The 18,403-nt window shown below is 72.9% G+C and carries 16 protein-coding genes; 12 read left to right on the top strand and 4 right to left on the bottom strand.

Annotated elements, in window-relative coordinates:
* A complete protein-coding gene (locus GA0070215_RS12720) occupies positions 1–870 on the top strand; it encodes a lytic transglycosylase domain-containing protein (protein WP_026267812.1) in 870 nt (289 codons plus the stop codon).
* Between the two features lie 60 nt (positions 871–930).
* Here GA0070215_RS12720 and GA0070215_RS12725 read toward each other — a convergent pair whose 3' ends face one another.
* Complete coding sequence (locus GA0070215_RS12725; RefSeq protein WP_091045521.1) at positions 931–3,057, bottom strand: MMPL family transporter; 2,127 nt, start codon at positions 3,055–3,057, stop codon at positions 931–933.
* 135 nt (positions 3,058–3,192) lie between these two features.
* On the opposite strand from GA0070215_RS12725, the gene GA0070215_RS12730 reads away from it, so the two are divergent.
* From GA0070215_RS12730 to GA0070215_RS29545, 4 genes are all read left to right on the top strand, one after another.
* Positions 3,193–3,711: a MarR family winged helix-turn-helix transcriptional regulator gene (locus GA0070215_RS12730; protein ID WP_018785143.1), complete on the top strand. Its 519-nt coding sequence runs from the start codon at positions 3,193–3,195 to the stop codon at positions 3,709–3,711.
* A gap of 2 nt (positions 3,712–3,713) precedes the next feature.
* A complete protein-coding gene (locus tag GA0070215_RS12735) occupies positions 3,714–5,363 on the top strand; it encodes a CocE/NonD family hydrolase (protein WP_018785142.1) in 1,650 nt (549 codons plus the stop codon).
* A gap of 170 nt (positions 5,364–5,533) precedes the next feature.
* Positions 5,534–6,442 (top strand): hypothetical protein, encoded by a 909-nt coding sequence (locus GA0070215_RS12740; RefSeq protein WP_091045525.1) that lies wholly within the window; start codon positions 5,534–5,536, stop codon positions 6,440–6,442.
* Positions 6,443–6,547: 105 nt separating this feature from the next.
* Positions 6,548–6,673: a hypothetical protein gene (locus GA0070215_RS29545; protein ID WP_018785140.1), complete on the top strand. Its 126-nt coding sequence runs from the start codon at positions 6,548–6,550 to the stop codon at positions 6,671–6,673.
* A 135-nt stretch (positions 6,674–6,808) separates the two neighbouring features.
* Here GA0070215_RS29545 and GA0070215_RS12750 read toward each other — a convergent pair whose 3' ends face one another.
* The gene (locus tag GA0070215_RS12750; RefSeq protein WP_013287480.1) at positions 6,809–7,012 is read right to left on the bottom strand and encodes a cold-shock protein; all 204 of its coding nucleotides are present in this window, start codon (positions 7,010–7,012) and stop codon (positions 6,809–6,811) included.
* A gap of 180 nt (positions 7,013–7,192) precedes the next feature.
* Here GA0070215_RS12750 and GA0070215_RS12755 point away from each other — a divergent pair, with 180 nt between their 5' ends.
* Both GA0070215_RS12755 and GA0070215_RS12760 read left to right on the top strand, forming a co-directional pair.
* On the top strand, positions 7,193–7,867 hold the full coding sequence (locus GA0070215_RS12755) for a class I SAM-dependent methyltransferase (protein ID WP_018785139.1): 675 nt from the start codon (positions 7,193–7,195) through the stop codon (positions 7,865–7,867).
* A gap of 97 nt (positions 7,868–7,964) precedes the next feature.
* Complete coding sequence (locus tag GA0070215_RS12760; RefSeq protein ID WP_036345336.1) at positions 7,965–8,570, top strand: DedA family protein; 606 nt, start codon at positions 7,965–7,967, stop codon at positions 8,568–8,570.
* 42 nt (positions 8,571–8,612) lie between these two features.
* On the opposite strand, the gene GA0070215_RS12765 is transcribed toward GA0070215_RS12760, so the two are convergent.
* Both GA0070215_RS12765 and GA0070215_RS12770 read right to left on the bottom strand, forming a co-directional pair.
* Positions 8,613–9,266, bottom strand: coding sequence for an MBL fold metallo-hydrolase (locus GA0070215_RS12765; RefSeq protein ID WP_018785137.1), 654 nt, complete (start codon positions 9,264–9,266; stop codon positions 8,613–8,615).
* A gap of 8 nt (positions 9,267–9,274) precedes the next feature.
* Positions 9,275–9,991, bottom strand: coding sequence for a maleylpyruvate isomerase family mycothiol-dependent enzyme (locus GA0070215_RS12770; RefSeq protein ID WP_091045528.1), 717 nt, complete (start codon positions 9,989–9,991; stop codon positions 9,275–9,277).
* Between the two features lie 226 nt (positions 9,992–10,217).
* Here GA0070215_RS12770 and rsgA point away from each other — a divergent pair, with 226 nt between their 5' ends.
* The 5 genes from rsgA to GA0070215_RS12795 all read left to right on the top strand — a co-directional run.
* On the top strand, positions 10,218–11,297 hold the full coding sequence (gene rsgA / locus GA0070215_RS12775) for a ribosome small subunit-dependent GTPase A (protein WP_091045532.1): 1,080 nt from the start codon (positions 10,218–10,220) through the stop codon (positions 11,295–11,297).
* A 198-nt stretch (positions 11,298–11,495) separates the two neighbouring features.
* Complete coding sequence (gene uvrA, locus GA0070215_RS12780) at positions 11,496–14,438, top strand: excinuclease ABC subunit UvrA (RefSeq protein ID WP_018785134.1); 2,943 nt, start codon at positions 11,496–11,498, stop codon at positions 14,436–14,438.
* 118 nt (positions 14,439–14,556) lie between these two features.
* On the top strand, positions 14,557–15,045 hold the full coding sequence (locus tag GA0070215_RS12785; RefSeq protein ID WP_018785133.1) for a Rieske (2Fe-2S) protein: 489 nt from the start codon (positions 14,557–14,559) through the stop codon (positions 15,043–15,045).
* Positions 15,046–15,128: 83 nt separating this feature from the next.
* On the top strand, positions 15,129–17,075 hold the full coding sequence (gene uvrC, locus GA0070215_RS12790; protein ID WP_091045537.1) for an excinuclease ABC subunit UvrC: 1,947 nt from the start codon (positions 15,129–15,131) through the stop codon (positions 17,073–17,075).
* A gap of 693 nt (positions 17,076–17,768) precedes the next feature.
* The coding region (locus GA0070215_RS12795) for a C39 family peptidase (RefSeq protein ID WP_091045540.1) at positions 17,769–18,403 on the top strand (635 nt) is incomplete at its 3' end.

Genomic DNA, 18,403 nt, shown 5'->3' on the forward strand with positions numbered 1-18,403 from the left:
ATGCGGCGAGGACGCGCCCGGTGGGCCGTGACGGTGGTGGCGCTGCTCGCGGCGGCCACGCTCACGGCGTGCGGCGAGCAGGAGCAGCCGGTCCGCGAGGTGGCTGTGGAACTGCCCACGGCGGCCCCGGTGGACCAGCCACCTGAGGCGCCGGCCGACGCGCCGAACGAGGAGCCGCCGGCGGTGGCGGCGATGGGCGGGCGGCCCAGCCCGAGCGCGTCGGCGAAACCGAAGCCGCAGGCCAAGCCGACCCGGACGTCCACGGCGCCGTTGGCCCGGCCGCAGCCGCCGACCGAGACCCAGGTGCCGCCGGCGCCGCCGAAACCGGCGGACGAGGGCTGCAAGCCGAGCTACCGGGGCACCAAGGCCAGCCAGAGCCAGGTGAAGGCGGCGCTCGCCGACGCTGCGGCGCGTACCTACTGGCCGACCTCGGCGCCGGACATCCGCATCCCGTCGGCGCTGCTGAAGGCCACCGCCTGGCAGGAGAGCGGGTGGCAGTCCAACATCATCGCCTGTGACGGCGGGGTCGGGCTGATGCAGGTCATGCCGGCCACCGCGGAGTGGATGAACCAGCGGTTCGGCCAGTCGTACGACATCGACGCCTACCGGGACAACGCCTACCTGGGCGGCACCTACCTGGCCTGGCTGACCAAGTACATCGGCGACATGTACTTCGAGTCCGACTACCGGCTCGACGCCTCACTGTGCACCGCGGAGCTGAACTCCTGCCTGCTCAACGCCGTGATCGCGGCCTACAACTACGGGCACGGCGCGGTGGCGCGGGAGGGTCAGCCGCTGACCGTCCCCAACCCGCAGTACGTGCGCAACGTGCGGGCGTTGATGACCGGGTGCGAGTGCCTGAGCTTCTGAGCGACCGGACGACGGAACGGGGGCCGGCGTACGCGCCGGCCCCCGCCCCGTCTGTCCAGGTCAGTCCCGCGCGGGGACCGGCTCGGCCGGCGCCTCACGGGGCGCGTCGGCGTCCCGGGCGATCCGTCCGGGCCACCAGAACCGGTCGCCGAGCAGGAACGCCAGTGACGGCACCAGGACGGTACGGACCAGCAGCGTGTCCAGCAGCACGCCGATGCAGACGATGATGCCGATCTGGGTGAGCGTGATCAGCGGCAGCACGCCGAGCACCGCGAACACCGCCGCCAGCAGGATGCCGGCGCTGGTGATCACACCGCCGGTGACCCGCAGCGCCGACAGCATGCCGTCGCGGGTGCCGGTGCGCCGGGCGTCCTCCCGGGCCCGGGTGACCAGGAAGATGTTGTAGTCGACGCCGAGCGCGACCAGGAACACGAACGCGAGCAGCAGCACCCCGCTGTCCAGCGCCGGGAAGTCCAGCACGTGGTCGAAGAGCAGCCAGGCCGCGCCGAGGCTGGCGAAGAACGACGCGATCACCGTCAGCACCAGCAGCAGCGGCGCCAGGATGCCGCGCAGCAGCAGCACCAGCACCGCGCCGACCAGCAGCAGGATGAGCGGCAGGATCAGTTGGAGATCCTTGGTGTTCGCCTCGCTCGAGTCGTAGGTGGCGGCGACCGAACCACCGACCAGGGCGCCGTCGGGGGCGTCCGCGCCCTCCACGGCGGGCGGCGACGAGTCCGGTACGGCGGACACGGCCTCACGCAGCGCCACCACGGCCCGGTCGGACGCGGCGCTGCCCGGCTCGGCGGTGAGCACCACGTCGATCTGGGCGACCCGGTCGGCGGCGGTGCCGGGCCGCGCGGAGGCGACCCCGTCGACGCCGCTCGCCGCGGCGAGGACCGCCTGGGCGGCCTGCGGGTTGGTGAGCACCGCGACCGGCTGGGTGCTGCCGGCCGGGAACGCCCGGGCGAGCGTCTCCGCCCCGGCGACCGCCTCGGGCTTCTCACTGAACTGCTCGGTCTCGGACAGCCCGGTACGGATGCCCAGGCCGCCGAGCGCGAGGCCGGCGAGCAGCAGGACGGCCAGCGCGGCGACCGGCAGCGGCCGGCGGACGACCAGCTCGCCGAGGCGGCCCCAGATGCGGCCCTCACGGGCGGCGCTGCCGACGCGGGGGACGAACGGCCAGAACAGGCCCCGGCCGAACAGCAGCAGCGCGGCGGGGAGCACGAACAGCGCGGAGAGCATGGCGAGGATCACACCGGTGGCGCAGGCCAGGGCGAGCGCCCGGTTGGTCTCCTGCTCGGACAGCAGCAGCGTGAGTACACCGAGGACGACGGTGCTGCCGCTGGCCAGGATCGGCTCGGCGGTGCGGCGCAGCGCCGAGCGCATGGCGGCGAAGCGGTCCTCCTCGCGGCGCAGCTCCTCCCGGTAGCGGGCGATGAGCAGCAGCGCGTAGTTGGTGGCGGCGCCGAACACCAGCACGCTGGCGATGCCCGTCACCTGTCCGCTGGGCAGGTAGATGCCGAAGGCGGGGACGAGGGACTCCACCACGCGCAGCGTGATCTGCTCGGTGGCGCCCACCACCAGCAGCGGCACCAACCACAGGAACGGGCTGCGGTAGGTGACGAGCAGCAGCACCGCCACCACGGCGGCGGTGACCAGCAGCAGCGTGGTGTCCGCACCCTGGAACACCTTGCCCAGGTCGGCGGTGAACGCGGGCCCGCCGGTGACCTCGACACTCAGCTCGCCGGGCAGGTCACCGACCGCCTCGCGGAGCTTCTCCACCTCGTCGACCACCGCCGACGGCCCGCCCTCGGTGGACAGCGGCACCGCGACCAGCGCCACGGTGCCGTCGGGGGAGACCTGGGCGGGGGAGACCCTGCCGCCCACGGCGAGCGAGCCGAGTTCGCCGGAGACGCCGTCGAGCGTGTCGCGGTCCGTGCCGCTGAGCGGGGCCCGGTCGGCGCGGCTGACCACCACCAGGGCGGTCTGGGCGTCCTTGGAGGGCAACTGCTCCTGGAGCCGCTCGACCTGGGTCGACTGCCACTGGACGGACAGGCCCGTGTCGGAGACGGGCTCCGGATTGTCCGGCTTCGGCAGCCCGAAGGCGACCACGCCGACGACGAGTGCGGCGGCCAGCGTGAGCCAGGCGGCCAGCCGGCCCCGGACGACGCGGGTGAACAGAGACATCTGATGCCCTCACATATTGGTCGCGGGGGATTCTCTTTTGACGAGTATCTTGATGAGCGAGATTATCCGGGGTGGTTCTATGCTGCAACCGGAACTGTTCGACAGGGGGTGGCGGCTAGCGTGGCGGCGCACAGGATGTACCGGCGGCGCGACGACCCACGTGCTCGCCTGGTCGCCGACATCACGAACGACCTGCGTCGTTACTCGGTCGACGCGCAGCACATCGGGCACGCGTTCGCCGGGCTGCACGGGCTCAACGCCACCGACCTGCACGCCCTGATCGCGGTGATGGAGGCCGAGCTGGTGGGCGACCCGATCACCCCCGGGCGGCTCGGTGAGGCGCTCAACCTCTCCTCCGGCTCGGTGACAGCGCTCGTCGACCGGCTGGAGCGTGGCGGCCACATCCGGCGGGACCGGGACACCGCCGACCGTCGCAAGATCCTCCTGCACTACGCCGACCGCGGCGCCACACTGGCACAGAGCTTCTTCGGGCCGCTGGGCCGCCGCACCGACGAGGTGATGGACCGCTTCAGCGACGACGAACTCGCAGTGGTGCACCGGTTCATGGCCGAGATGGTGCACTCCATGCGGAGCCACCGGGACGAGATCCGCGCCGCGCCCCGCCGTGGCGCCGCCTCCGGCCCGGACGACTGATCATGCGGCTGGTCACCCGGGCCGCGACCGCGGCGCTGCGCCTGCCCGCCGCCCGCACCGGGCGGGTCACCGTCACCCGGGACATCCCGGTCCGGGTACGCGACGGGGTGACGCTGCGCACCGACCACTACGCGCCCGGCCTGCCCGCCGCGCCGTGCGTGCTGATCCGCACCCCGTACGGGCGGGGCGGGCCGATCCGGCTGCTGGGCCGCCTGATCGCCGAGCGGGGCTTCCACGTGGTGATCCAGTCCTGCCGCGGCACGTTCGGCTCCGGCGGCGAGTTCGCGCCGCTCGTGCACGAGCGTGACGACGGCCTGGACACGCTGGACTGGCTGCGCCGCCAGCCCTGGTGGACCGGCGCGTTCGGCATGTTCGGCGCCAGCTACCAGGGCTTCGTGCAGTGGGCGCTCGCCGCCGAGGCGGGCGAGGAACTGCGCGCGATGGTCGCCGTGGTGACCGCGTCGGCCACCCGCGACTCCACGTACGCGGGGGAGTCGTTCGCACTGGACACGGTGCTCACCTGGGCCGAGCTGCTCCAGGCGCAGACCGTGCCCTGGCTGGCCCGGCAGTGGGAGCTCAAGCGCGGCCAGCCCCGGCTCGCCCGCGCCCTGGCGCACCTGCCGCTGGCCGAGGCGGACCGGGTCGCCACCGGCGTGACGGTGCCGTTCTTCCAGGAGTGGCTGCACCACCACACCCCCGACGCGGGCTATTGGCGCACCCGGGTCTTCGGCGACCGGATCGCCGAGGTCCGCGCGCCGGTCGCCATGGTCAGCGGCTGGCAGGACATCTTCCTGCCGGCCCAGCTCGACGACTACGCCCGCCTGCGGGCCGCCGGGGCGCGTACCCGCCTGGTCGTCGGGCCGTGGACGCACGGCAGCCCGGGGCTGCTCCTGGCCTCGCTGCGGGAGGGCCTGGACTGGCTGGACACCCACCTGGCCGGGCGGCCCGGGCCGCGACGCGCGCCGGTGCGGGTGCACGTCGGCGGCGTCGGCGGCGGCTGGCGTGACCTGCCGGAGTGGCCGCCACCGGCCACGCCCGCCCGGTGGCACCTGCGATCCGGCGGCGGGCTGTCCCCGCAACCGCAGGAGCACGGCGAACCGGACCGGATCTGGTACGACCCGGCCGACCCCACCCCGTCACTCGGTGGCCCGCTGCTGGTGGCACAGCGGGCCGGGGCGGTGGACAACCGGCCGGTCGAGGCCCGCCCGGACGTCCTCACCTACACCGGTGAGCCGTTACGCGACCCGGTCGAGGTGGCCGGGCCGGTACGCGCCGAGATCCACCTGCGCAGCGAACTGTCGTACCTGGACGTGTTCGTGCGTCTGTGCGACGTGGACCGGCGCGGCCGTTCCTGGAACGTCTGCGACGGCTTGGTCCGCGTCGAGCCCGGACGGTTCCCGCGTGATCCGTCCGGAGTGGTCACCGTGCCGGTGACGCTCTGGCCGACGGCGTACCGCTTCGCGCCCGGGCACCGGCTGCGGGTGCAGGTCTCCGGTGGCGCCCACCCCCGCTACGCGCGTAACCCGGGCACCGGCGAGCCGCTCGGCACCGCTGTGACCCTCCGTGCTGGATGGCGAGAAATCCTCCACGATCGTGAGCACCCCTCGGTGCTGGTGCTGCCGCTGGTGCCGGCACCGTCCACAGCGGGCTGATAGGAAAAAAAGCGCCTCTGAGCTGGGCACTTATGCCTAACCGCGGTTAAGCTCGGAGCAAGTGCCCGGTGCCGTGCAGTTATCCGGCGGGGCGCGTCTGCGGATCGCATGTCATCACGCGGTGTGATTGTCGTGCCCTCGCCGGTCATCGATCGGAAGGGGGATCTGCCATGACGTCGGCCCCGGCGAACCTGCTGGCCGTCCGGAACCTGTTACTCACCTACCTCAACGTGGACAAGAACGCCGTACGCGCCGCCGACCTGGAGCCGGCGGAGGTGGGCATCGTCGGCGACGTCAACCACCGCGGCGGCTACCACTGCGGCTCCGACCGGGTCGTCAGGAACGACTACTCGGTGGTGGAGTCCAGCCGGGACCGGTCCGGGCTCACGCTGTACGCGTCAGCGCTGGACGTCGGCATGTTCTCCGTCCGTTCCGGTGGAGGCACGCACAACCTGCGGACCTTCTCCACCTGGATGGTGGCCCAGTGCGCGGCGAACGCGGCCGACACCCGGGACATCCGGGAGATCATCTACTCCCCGGACGGGCGGACGGTGCGCCGCTGGGACCGGCTGGGCCGGCGGACCAGCGGCGACAGCAGCCACCTCTTCCACACCCACTTCAGCTTCTTCCGCGACTCCACAAAGGCGGGGCGGGACCAGACCCCGCTGTTCCGCCGCTACCTCACCGCGATCGGGATGATCGCCGCCGTGAAACCGGAGGATGACATGGAACAGACCGACAAGCTCATCAACGACACCGGCTCGAGTAGCCGTACCGTCGGCAACGTCCTGGCCGACCTGCAGAACCTGCGCAACTGGCTCATCTCGCCGGTCGGCACCAGCGGGCTGGTCGGCCCGCCCATGGCGAACTCGCCGTTGCAGCAGATGCTGGCGATGCTGAGCGCCTGGCCGGCGCTGGTGGCGCAGGTGAACGAGCTGTCCGGCAAGGACTTCGCCGACGAGGAGGAGATCGTCTCCGGGGTGCTGGCCGGCCTGCCGGCGGAGAAGATCGCCGAGGCCATCCCGCAGCAGATCGCCCGGGACGTGGCCGACGAACTGTCCCGCAGGCTGACCGCCTGACCGCCTGACCGTCCGGCGCCGCGACCGCCCTGGTCGCGGCGCCCCGGTCCGGTCTATCGGCAAGAACTGTTTCGCAACAGCTCTTGCCGATGTCAGGCTCGCCGTATGGAACGACCCTCCGTCCGGCAGGTCACCGACTCGCGGGTCCTCGCCGCGCTCGCCCACCCTCTGCGCCGCCGGCTCATGGACGTGCTCAAGGTGTACGGCCCACCGGCCCGCCCGCGCTGCTGATCCCGCTCGCCGGTCCCGGCGCGCGCACCGGCTGGCTGGTGCTCGGCCGGGTGCTGGTGAGTCTCCTGCCGACCGCGCCGTCCTGATGATGCACTGCGGCGGCGGTCGGAGCCCGACCGCCGCCACCGGCACGCGTTACATCGGACGAACGTTGTCCGCCTGCGGGCCCTTCTGACCCTGGGTCACCTCGAACTCGACCTTCTGGCCCTCGTTCAGCTCGCGGTAGCCACTGCTCTGGATGGCCGAGTAGTGGACGAACACGTCCGGGCCTCCGCCGTCCTGCTCGATGAAGCCGAAGCCCTTTTCCGAGTTGAACCACTTGACCGTGCCGGTTGCCATGCGTCTCTCCCTGTTCAATGCGAGCGAGCACCGGCTCCACGTCCGGTGATCGCCCTGTACCACCACGACAGTAACCGTCCGGACCGGAATCCGCTGCCGGAAGCGCGCGGCGCGCCAGTGAATACGTGCGCGACCGGAAAAAGACCCCGCTGTCGGGCCGGGCACGGCATGCTTGCCCCGATGAGCAGGCAGACGGCTCTGGCCGACCTGGAGCAGGAGATCGCGGCGCCCGGCGGGGGCCCGGACGGTCTGCGCCTGATCGGTGCGCCGTTCGTGCCGGAGGTGCGCCTGCACCTGGCCGAGGACGCCATCCTGTGGTGGGCCCGGATGGAGGCCGCCGCCGGGCGGTCGCTGCCGCCGCCGTACTGGGCGTCGGTCTGGGCCGGCGGCCAGGCGCTCGCCCGGCACCTGCTGGACCACCCCGAGCTGGCCGCCGGGCGGCGGGTGCTCGACCTGGGTGCCGGATCGGGGCTGGTCGCCATCGCCGCCGCGCTGGCCGGGGCCGATCAGGTGGTCGCCAACGACATCGACCCGTACGCGGTGGCGGCGGTCACCGTCAACGCCCGGGCCAACCGGGTCCGGGTGACCGTCGACGGCGCCGACCTGCTCGACGGGGTGGCGGGCGCCGACCTGCTGGTGGCCGGGGACGCGCTCTACGACGCCGGCCTGGCTGCCCGGGTCCTGCCCTACCTGCGTCGGTGCGCCGCACACGGCGTGCAGGTGCTGGTCGGCGACCCGGACCGGGGTCACCTGCCGCCGGACGGGCTGGAACTGGTGGCGAGCTATCCGGTGCCGACCACGGAACCCTCGGTCGACTCCCCGGTACGCCGGGTGCAGGTGCTCCGGCCCCGGTGACCGGCTGACCCTAGGGGCCGCCCCGGCCGGGTGTCGGGGGCCACTGGGGGATCATGCCCGATGCGCCGGGGTGCCGGTGGCGCATAGCGTGCAGCTCATGAACGAACTCGTGGCCGCCGGTGAGCTGCCCACCACCCTGCTGATGGGGCTGCTCGGCGTGGTCATGCTCGCCGACGCCGTACCCCTGATCGGGGTGCTGGTGCCCGGCGACGCCGCGGTCCTGGCCGCGGTCGGCGCGGGTCCTCCGGCCGGCGGGGCGTTCACCGTCGCGGCGGTGGTCGCGGGCTGCCTGGCCGGCTGGTCGCTGAGCTTCTTCGCGGGCCGGCGCTGGGGCGGTCGGCTGCGGGACAGCCGGGTGGGCGGCTGGATCGGCGAGTCGCGCTGGGCCGCCGCCGAGACGCTGTTGCACAGTGGCGGCGGACGGATCGTGCTGGTGGCGCCGTTCCTGCCGGTGTTCAACGCGCTGCTGCCGCTGGCCGCGGGCGGGCTGCGGATGTCGTACCGGCGGTTCCTGGTCTGCGCGGCGGCCGGGGCCACCGCGTGGGCCGGGCTCTACGTGGCGCTGGGGCTGGCCGCGCGGGCGCTGACCGGCCTGCTGCCCGGGGCGCTCGACCCCACGGTGCTGACCATGGCGGTCGGGTTGCTGCTGGCCGGCCCGGTGCTGCTCGCCACCCGCCGCCGGCTGCGGGCGGTCACCGGCTGAGCGCCTGGCCCGGCCGTCACGGGGAGGCCGGGCCGGGCGCGCTCACCAGCCGCGGGCGCGCCACTGCGGCAACGCGGGCCGCTCGGCGCCGATGGTGCTGTCCTTGCCGTGACCCGGATAGAACCAGGTGTCGTCCGGCAACCGGTCGAAGAGCTTGGCCTCGACGTCGTCGACGAGCCGGCCGAAGCGCTCCGGGTCCTGGTCGGTGTTGCCGACCCCACCGGGGAAGAGCGAGTCGCCGGTGAACAGGTGCGGGGTGCCGGCCGGGTCGCGGTAGAGCAGCGCGATCGAGCCCGGCGTGTGCCCGCGCAGGTGGATGACCTCCAGCGCGCAGTCACCGACCGGCACCGTGTCGCCGTCGCCGAGCCGCTCGGCGGAGATGGGCAGCCCTTCGGCGTCGTCGGCGTGCACCAGCGCGCGCGCCCCGGTCTTGGCCACCACCTCCTCCAGCGCGACCCAGTGGTCCATGTGCTGGTGCGTGGTCACCACGGCGGCCAGCCCGCCGTCGCCGACCAGCTCCAGCAGGCGTGGCGCCTCGTTCGCGGCGTCGATCAGCACCTGCTCGCCGGTGGCGTGGCAGCGCAGCAGATAGGCGTTGTTGTCCATCGGGCCCACCGACAGCTTGGTGACGGTGAGCCGGTCGAGCTCGCGCACGGCCGGCGGACCGCCGGGCGTGACGTCTCCGGTGTAGGTCATGACGGTGTTCAGATCCATTCCGGTGGGTTCGGCAGAGGGCCGTCGGGTTCGACGGTGAGCAGCTCGCCCGCGCCCCGGCCGGTCAGCCAGGCGGCGAGTTCCGGCGCGGGGCCGGTGACCGTGGGCGCCCCCTCCGGGTCACCCACGACGAGTTCGGACGCCGCGCCGTCGAAACGCAGCACCATGGCCGGCGCGGCCGGATTGCCGGCCAGCCCGGTCACCACCTCGTGCAGCAGCCGCTGCGCGAACGCCTCCGGCCAGTCCGCCGGGCGGTAGCCGGCCGCCAGGTCGACGTGGTGCACCTCGACCTCGCGCAGCCGGCCCCATACCAGCATCGCCGCCGGCCACGGGCCGCGCCGGGTCTGCACCGTGGCGCCCCAGGCGTCCACCGGCATCGCCGCGACCGCCGCGTCGAAGCGCTGGCCGCTGCGGCGCACGTCGTCCAGCAGGTCGGCCGGGCCGCGCCCGGCACCGGCGTCGATGTCGTCGGCGCGGGCCTGCGCCGAGGCGTACATCGGGATCTCCTCGCCGGTGCGCGCCGAGGTGAGCAGGTTGACGAACCCGTCGGCGTTGCGGGCGAGGTGGGTGAGCACGTGCGCACGGGTCCAGCCCGGCAGCAGCGAGGCCGACGAGACGTCCGCGGCGGTCAGGCCGGACACGGTACGCAGCAGCCGGTCGTTCGCCTCGGCCAGCGCGCCGGTCAGCAGCAGGGGGTCGGCGGTCATCGCGTTCTCACGCGTCGACCCTAGCGGGCCGGACCGGGCCGTGCCCGGGGGGAAATCGCTTTCGGCGCGTCTGCGTGCCACCTACCGTCGGGGCCGACGGCATCGCCGCGGGCGCCGGGCGCCACGTCGTCGTGAACGCGGCACCGGGAGTCGGAGGGGAGGTGGTGCGCATGCCGGTCGCAGCGCGTGTTCACCCGTACCTCCCCTCGACACCGATGAGGACACCATGACTCTCGATCTGACCGCCCTCGGCTGGGACGCCGGCTGGGCGGCCCATCTCGACCGGCGCGCCGGCCACCGGCACGGGCGGGTCGCCCGGGTGGACCGGGGCGTCTGCACCGTGCTGTGCCCGCAGGGGCCGGTGCGGGCCAGCCTCGGCGGCGGCGTGCTGTCCGCCGCCGCCCGCGACCTGACCGCGCTGCCCTGCGCGGGTGACTGGGTGCTGCTGTGCACCTGGCCGGACGGCCCGGTCACGGTGGAGGCGGTGCTGCCGCGGCGTACCGCGCTGGTGCGGCGCACCGCCGGCAAGGACTCCGGCGGCCAGGTGCTGGCCGCCAACCTCGACGCCGCCGCGGTGGTCGAGCCGGTGCACCCGGAACCGGACGCCGCCCGGATCGAACGGCTGCTCTCCCTGGTGCACGAATCCGGGGCGGAGCCGCTCGTCGTGCTCACCAAGGCCGATCTGGCCGCCGACCCGGCGGCGGTGGCCCGGCAGCTGGCCGACCTCGCGCCGGGGGTGCCGGTGCTGCCGGTCAGCGCCGAGCGGGGCACCGGCCTGGCGCCGCTGCGCCGGCACGTCGCGCCGGGCCGTACGCTCGGCCTGCTCGGCCCCTCCGGCGCCGGCAAGTCGAGTCTGGTGAACGCGCTGGCCGGGGCGGACGTGATGCGCACCCAGGCGATCCGCCGCGTCGACGGCAAGGGCCGGCACACCACCACCTGGCGGTCGCTGGTGCCGCTGCCGGGTGGGGGAGCGGTGCTGGACACCCCGGGCGTACGGGCGGTCGGCCTGCTCGACGGCGCGGCGGGCCTGGACCGGGCGTTCGCCGACATCACCGAGCTGGCCGCCGGGTGCCGGTACGGCGACTGCGCCCACGACGCCGAGCCGGGCTGCGCGGTGCGGGCCGCGCTGGACGAGGGTGCCCTGCCGGTCCGCCGCTGGGAGAGCTGGCGCCGGTTGCAGCGGGAGATCGAGCACGAGAGCGGTCGCCGGGCGGCCCGGCTGGCGACCGAACGGCGGGGTGGGCGGCGTGGCGTCCGGCGACGCACCGGGCGTCCGGCGACCCCGCCCGCTCCCGGGGAATTCTGAGCCGACCCGGGCCGGCTCAGGTGGTTCGCGCCCGACCGGCCTGAGCTGGGGGAACGTTCGCGCGACGGAAGTTGTCACACGTCGGGGCTAGAGTTGCCGAGGCGTCTTTTCTGCGCCCGACAACCTGTGAAAAACACCCAGACCCGGCGTCTGGTGCACAGATCCGCCTCATATTCTTCTTCCGGGAGCACACGCACCGTGGCCGACCGACTGATCATCCGTGGCGCGCGCGAGCACAACCTGCGTGACGTCAGTCTCGACCTGCCCCGGGACGCCCTGATCGTCTTCACCGGGCTCTCCGGTTCGGGCAAGTCGAGCCTGGCGTTCGACACCATCTTCGCCGAGGGCCAGCGTCGCTACGTCGAGTCGCTGTCGTCGTACGCCCGGCAGTTCCTCGGCCAGATGGACAAGCCCGACGTCGACTTCATCGAGGGCCTCAGTCCCGCCGTCTCCATCGACCAGAAGTCCACCTCCCGCAACCCGCGCTCCACCGTCGGCACGATCACCGAGGTCTACGACTACCTCCGCCTGTTGTTCGCCCGCATCGGCGAGCCGCACTGCCCGATCTGCGGTGAGCGGATCTCCAAGCAGAGCCCGCAGCAGATCGTCGACCGCGTCCTGGCCATGGCCGGGGGCACCCGGTTCATGGTGCTCGCGCCGGTGGTGCGTGGCCGCAAGGGCGAGTACGTCGACCTGTTCGCCGAACTCCAGGCCAAGGGCTACGCCCGCGCCCGGGTCGACGGCGTGGTGCACCCGCTGACCGAGCCGCCGAAGCTCAAGAAGCAGGAGAAGCACACCATCGAGGTGGTGATCGACCGGCTCAGCGTCAAGCCGAGCGCGAAGCAGCGGCTGACCGACTCGGTCGAGGCCGCGCTCGGCCTGTCCGGCGGCCTGGTGCTGCTCGACTTCGTCGACCTGGCGGAGGACGACCCGGCCCGGGAGCGCCGCTACTCCGAGCACCTGGCCTGCCCGAACGACCACCCCCTCGCCATCGAGGACCTGGAACCCCGGGTCTTCTCCTTCAACGCCCCCTACGGCGCCTGCCCGGAGTGCACCGGCCTGGGCACCAAGAAGGAGGTGGACCCGGAGCTGGTCATCCCCGACCCGGAGCGCACACTGCGCGAGGGCGCGATCCAGCCCTGGGCCACCGGCCACAACCTCGAATACTTCCTGCGGCTGCTGGAGGCGCTCGGCGAGGCCGAGCACTTCGACATCGACACGCCGTGGCGGGCGCTGCCGTCGCGGGCGCAGAAGACGATCCTGCACGGCTCCGACGACCAGGTGCACGTGCGCTACCGCAACAAGTACGGTCGCGAGCGCTCCTACTACACCGGGTTCGAGGGCGTGGTGCAGTGGATCGAGCGCCGGCACACCGACACCGAGTCGGAGTGGTCCCGGGAGAAGTACGAGGGCTACATGCGGGACGTGCCCTGCGCGGCCTGCGGCGGCGCCCGGCTCAAGCCGGAGGTGCTCGCGGTCACGCTGGCCGGCAAGAGCATCGCCGAGGTCTGCAACCTCTCCGTCGGCGAGGCGGCCGACCTGCTCGCCGGCATCGAGCTGACCGACCGGCAGAAGATGATCGCCGAGCGGGTGCTCAAGGAGATCAACGCCCGGCTGAAGTTCCTGCTCGACGTCGGCCTGGACTACCTCTCGCTGGACCGGCCGGCCGGCACGCTCTCCGGCGGTGAGGCCCAGCGCATCCGGCTGGCCACCCAGATCGGCTCCGGCCTGGTGGGCGTGCTCTACGTGCTCGACGAGCCGTCGATCGGCCTGCACCAGCGCGACAACCACCGGCTCATCGAGACGCTGCTGCGGCTGCGCGGCCTGGGCAACACGCTGATCGTGGTCGAGCACGACGAGGACACCATCCGGGTGGCGGACTGGATCGTCGACATCGGCCCGGGCGCGGGCGAGCACGGCGGCAAGATCGTGCACAGCGGGTCGGTGCCGGCGCTGCTCGACAACACCGAGTCGGTCACCGGGGCGTACCTGGCCGGGCGCAAGGCCATCCCGACGCCGGCCACCCGCCGGCCGCAGACGCCGGGCCGGGAGCTGGTGGTGCACGGCGCGCGCGAGCACAACCTGCGCAACCTCACCGTGAGCTTCCCGCTGGGCCAGCTCATCGCGGTCACCGGCGTCAGCGGCTCGGGCAAGTCGACGCTCGTCAACGACATCCTCTACACCGTGCTGGCCAACCAGATCAACGGCGCCCGGCTGGTGCCCGGCCGGCACACCCGGATCACCGGCCTGGAGAACGTGGACAAGGTCGTCGGCGTGGACCAGTCGCCGATCGGGCGGACGCCGCGCTCCAACCCCGCCACGTACACCGGCGTCTGGGACCACATCCGCAAGCTGTTCGCCGAGACCACCGAGGCCAAGGTCCGGGGGTACGGCCCGGGCCGGTTCTCGTTCAACGTCAAGGGCGGGCGCTGCGAGGCGTGCTCCGGCGACGGCACCATCAAGATCGAGATGAACTTCCTGCCGGACGTCTACGTCCCCTGCGAGGTGTGCAAGGGCGCGCGCTACAACCGCGAGACCCTCGAGGTGCACTACAAGGGCAGGACGGTCGCCGAGGTGCTGGACATGCCGATCGAGGAGGCGGCCGAGTTCTTCTCCGCCATCCCGGCCATCCACCGGCACCTCCGGACGCTCGTCGACGTCGGCCTCGGCTACGTCCGCCTCGGCCAGCCCGCGCCGACGCTGTCCGGCGGCGAGGCGCAGCGCGTCAAGCTCGCCTCCGAACTCCAGAAGCGCTCCACCGGCCGCACCGTCTACGTGCTCGACGAGCCCACGACCGGCCTGCACTTCGAGGACATCCGCAAGCTGCTGATGGTGCTGGAGGGCCTTGTCGACAAGGGCAACACGGTCATCACCATCGAGCACAACCTCGATGTGATCAAGACGGCCGACTGGCTCATCGACATGGGCCCCGAGGGCGGTCACCGGGGCGGCACCGTGCTCGCCACCGGCACGCCGGAGGAGGTCGCCGAGGTGCCGGAGAGCCACACCGGGCAGTTCCTGCGGCCGATCCTCAAGCTCGACGGCGAGGCCAAGGGCGCCAAGGCGGCCACCACCCGGGCGGCCAAGGCCAACGGCAGCGCCAAGTCGCGGCCGCGCAAGGTCCCCGCCGGGGCGCGCTGACTCATCCGGTACGCGTTTTCGCGGGCCGGGCCGCCGGTGCCCGGTCTGTGACGCGCCAGTATGAACCGTGCGCCACGCTGGTGCGTGTATCCGCAGTAAGCCGAGAGAGAGGCCGGACATGAGTGATGATCAGGCGCTGACCCGACCGGTCACCCAGAGCCGTCGTACCCTGCTCGCCGGAGCCGGAGCGATCGGCGCGGCCGTGGTGCTCGCGGGCTGCGGCAGCGACGACGACGCGGCCCCCGGGCTGGCCCCGACCAGCGGCGGCCCGCCCGGCGCGACCGCGACCGGCGACGCCGGCGGCGGTGACCGGGAGGGCGGCAGCGCGCTGGCGCGCACCTCGGACATCCCGGTCGGCGGCGGTGCCGTCTTCGCCAGCCAGGGCGTGGTGATCACCCAGCCGGAGGCCGGCCAGTTCAAGGCGTTCGACCCGATCTGCACGCACCAACGCTGCCCGGTGTCGAACGTCGACGGCGGCACGATCAACTGCACCTGCCACAACAGCCGGTTCTCGATCGTCGACGGCTCGGTGAAGGGTGGCCCGGCCACCAAGCCGCTCGCGGCGAAGGAGATCACTGTCGACGGCGACCAGATCAAGCTGGCCTGACCCGTTCCGCGTCCCCGCCGGCCGGTGGTCGGCGGGGACGCGGCTACGGCCGGGTGTCAGGGGTGCGGACTAGGCTTGACGCCGTGGCTGACCCCTCGACCTACCGTCCCGCGCCCGGCACCATCCCGGAGTCGCCAGGGGTCTACCGCTTCCGCGACGGCACCGGCCGGGTGATCTACGTCGGCAAGGCGCGCAACCTGCGCAGCCGGCTCAACTCCTACTTCGCCGACCCGGTCGGCCTGCACCAGCGCACCCGGCAGATGGTGTTCACCGCCGAGTCGGTCGACTGGATCACCGTGGCCACCGAGGTCGAGGCGCTCCAGCAGGAATACACCTGGATCAAGCAGTACGACCCGCGGTTCAACGTCCGCTACCGCGACGACAAGTCGTACCCCTACCTCGCGGTCACGCTCGACGAGGAATACCCCCGGTTGCAGGTGATGCGCGGGGTGAAGCGCAAGGGCGTGCGTTACTTCGGGCCGTACTCCCACGCCTGGGCGATCCGCGAGACGCTCGACCTGCTGCTGCGGGTCTTCCCCGCGCGGACCTGCTCGTCCGGGGTGTTCAAGCGCGCCGGCCAGGTCGGCCGGCCCTGCCTGCTGGGCTACATCGGCAAGTGCTCGGCCCCGTGCGTGGGCAGCGTCAGCGCCGACCAGCACCGGGAGATCGTCGACGGCTTCTGCGACTTCATGGCCGGCCGCACCGACACCATGGTCCGGCGACTGGAGAAGGAGATGCTCGACGCCAGCGAGCAGCTGGAGTTCGAGCGGGCCGCCCGGCTGCGCGACGACGTCGCGGCGCTGCGCCGGGCCATGGAGAAGCAGACGGTGGTGCTCGGCGACGGCACCGACGCCGACGTGGTCGCCTTCGCCGACGACCCGCTCGAAGCCGCCGTCCAGGTCTTCCACGTCCGCGGCGGCCGGGTGCGCGGCCAGCGCGGCTGGGTGGTGGAGAAGACCGAGGAACTGACCACCGGCGACCTCGTGCACCACTTCTGCACCCAGGTGTACGGCGGCGAGCAGGGCGAGGCCGACGTGCCCCGCGAGCTGCTCGTGCCCGAGCTGCCGGGCGACGCCGAGGCGCTCGCCGACTGGCTCTCCGCCCGCCGGGGCAGCCGGGTGTCGCTGCGGGTGCCGCAGCGCGGCGACAAGCGGTCGCTGCTGGAGACCGTCGAGCGCAACGCCAGGGACGCGCTGGCCCGGCACAAGCTCAAGCGGGCCGGTGACCTGACCACCCGCAGCCAGGCGCTCGACGAGATCGCCGACGCGCTCGGCATGGACACCTCGCCGCTGCGCATCGAGTGTTTCGACGTGTCCCAGATCCAGGGCACCGACGTGGTCGCCAGCATGGTCGTGTTCGAGGACGGGCTGCCGCGCAAGGGCGAATACCGCCGGTTCATCGTGCGCGGCGCCACCGACGACCTGTCGGCGATGTCCGAGGTGCTGCGGCGGCGCTTCGCCCGCTACCTCGACGCCCGCGCCGAGACCGGTGAGCTGGGTGAGGAGACCGCCTCCGACCCCGACCGGCCCGGCATCGACCCGACCACCGGGCGGCCGCGCAAGTTCGCATACCCGCCGCAGCTCGTCGTGGTCGACGGCGGCCCGCCCCAGGTCGCCGCCGCCGCGAGCGCGCTCGCCGAGCTGGGCATCGACGACGTGGCGCTGTGCGGGCTGGCGAAGCGGCTGGAGGAGGTCTGGCTGCCCGACGACGAGTTCCCGGTGATCCTGCCACGCACCTCCGAGGCGCTCTACCTGCTGCAACGCATCCGCGACGAGGCCCACCGGTTCGCCATCACGTTCCACCGCCAGCGGCGCTCGAAGCGGATGACCGAATCCGCGCTGGACAACGTCCCCGGTCTCGGCGACGTACGCCGCAAGGCGCTGCTGCGGCACTTCGGCTCGCTGAAGCGGCTGTCGTCCGCCTCCGTGGAGGAGATCACCGAGGTGCCCGGGGTGGGCCGGCGGACGGCCGAGGCGATCCTGGCCGCGCTTGACGGTTCCACCACCACCGACGCCGCACCGCGTCCCTGACCTGGTCTCCGCTCCTGGCCCGTTGCCTGCTCGCGCCCGTTGTCCGGCTCGCTGGCAGGCCCGAGTGGAACATCATGGGTGTCTCCGCCCGCTTTTGGCACCCATGATGTTCCACCGACGGCGCTGGTCCCGATGGGCGGAAGCATCATCCCCCCTCCTGGGAGGGTTCCGCGGGTGGTTCGGTGTGGGTTGTGTCGCCACGCGAGGACGGGTGACCCGTCGTCCCCGCCCCCCGCCCTCCGCCCCCGTCCCGGCCCCGGCCCCGGCCCCGCCTTCCTCCGCGATCTTGCAGATCGCGCGCGGCCGGGGTGGATCTTGTTGCTGGGGCCCGTGATCTCGCGGATACCCTCCCCGGCTGGTGGGTTTGGTAGGCGGTGTCCGGTTCGCTGAGATGGTCGGGGTTGTGGTCGGTGCCATCGTCAGCGTGGAATCGGTGGCGGGCGCGGGGCGTTGTACATGGCTGACCGCCGAGGAACCGGGTCGAGCGCCGGACACCGGCCCGCCCGGCACCCGGGAGCGGATCGCCAGGTCAGGGAATCGGCCCGGCCCGGTCGTCGTTACATCCCCGAGCCGCGGAGCAGACCCCCCCGGGTCGCCCGCGCGCCAGCCCGGTTTCGACGGGCACCCCCAAGACTTTCCCCCTTTCGCGCGGCACCCCGCCGCGTCATCCCCCACTTCAGGGAGGCCACCATCATGGCTACCACTCTGCTGCGTAAGACCGTGCTGACCGCTGCCGGTATCGCCGCCACCGCCGGTGGCATCGCCGGCCCCGCGATCGCCGCCCACGCCGCCCCCACCGGCACCACCGCGGTGGTGACCGACCGCAAGAACCACGGTGAGCGCGAGCTGGACGTCCGCTACGAGGCCCAGCCCAACTTCTACTTCTGCGGCCCCGCCGCCGCCCGCAACGCCCTGTCCGTGCAGGGCAAGAACATCGACGTGCACGCCATGGCCCGCGAGATGGGCACCACCGAGGCCGGCACCGACAGCATCAACGACATCACCCCCGTGCTGAACAAGCAGACCGGCGCCACCGACGCCTACAAGTCGGTCGAGATCAGCACCCCCAAGGCCGACGACAAGCAGACCGACACCCTGCGCGCCGACGTGATCAAGACCGTCGACGCCGGCCGGGCCGTGGTCGCCAACATCGCCGGCACCGCCACCGACACCGACGGCACCACCCACTCCTTCGAAGGCGGCCACTACATCAGCGTCACCGGCTACCGCGACAACGGCGACACCGTCACCATCGCCGACAGCGCCGACCCGAACACCGCCACCTACCGCATGAGCATCGACAACCTCGCCGACTGGATCGCCACCCG

It is taken from the genome of Micromonospora marina, from assembly GCF_900091565.1.
Classification (GTDB): Bacteria; Actinomycetota; Actinomycetes; order Mycobacteriales; family Micromonosporaceae; genus Micromonospora; species Micromonospora marina.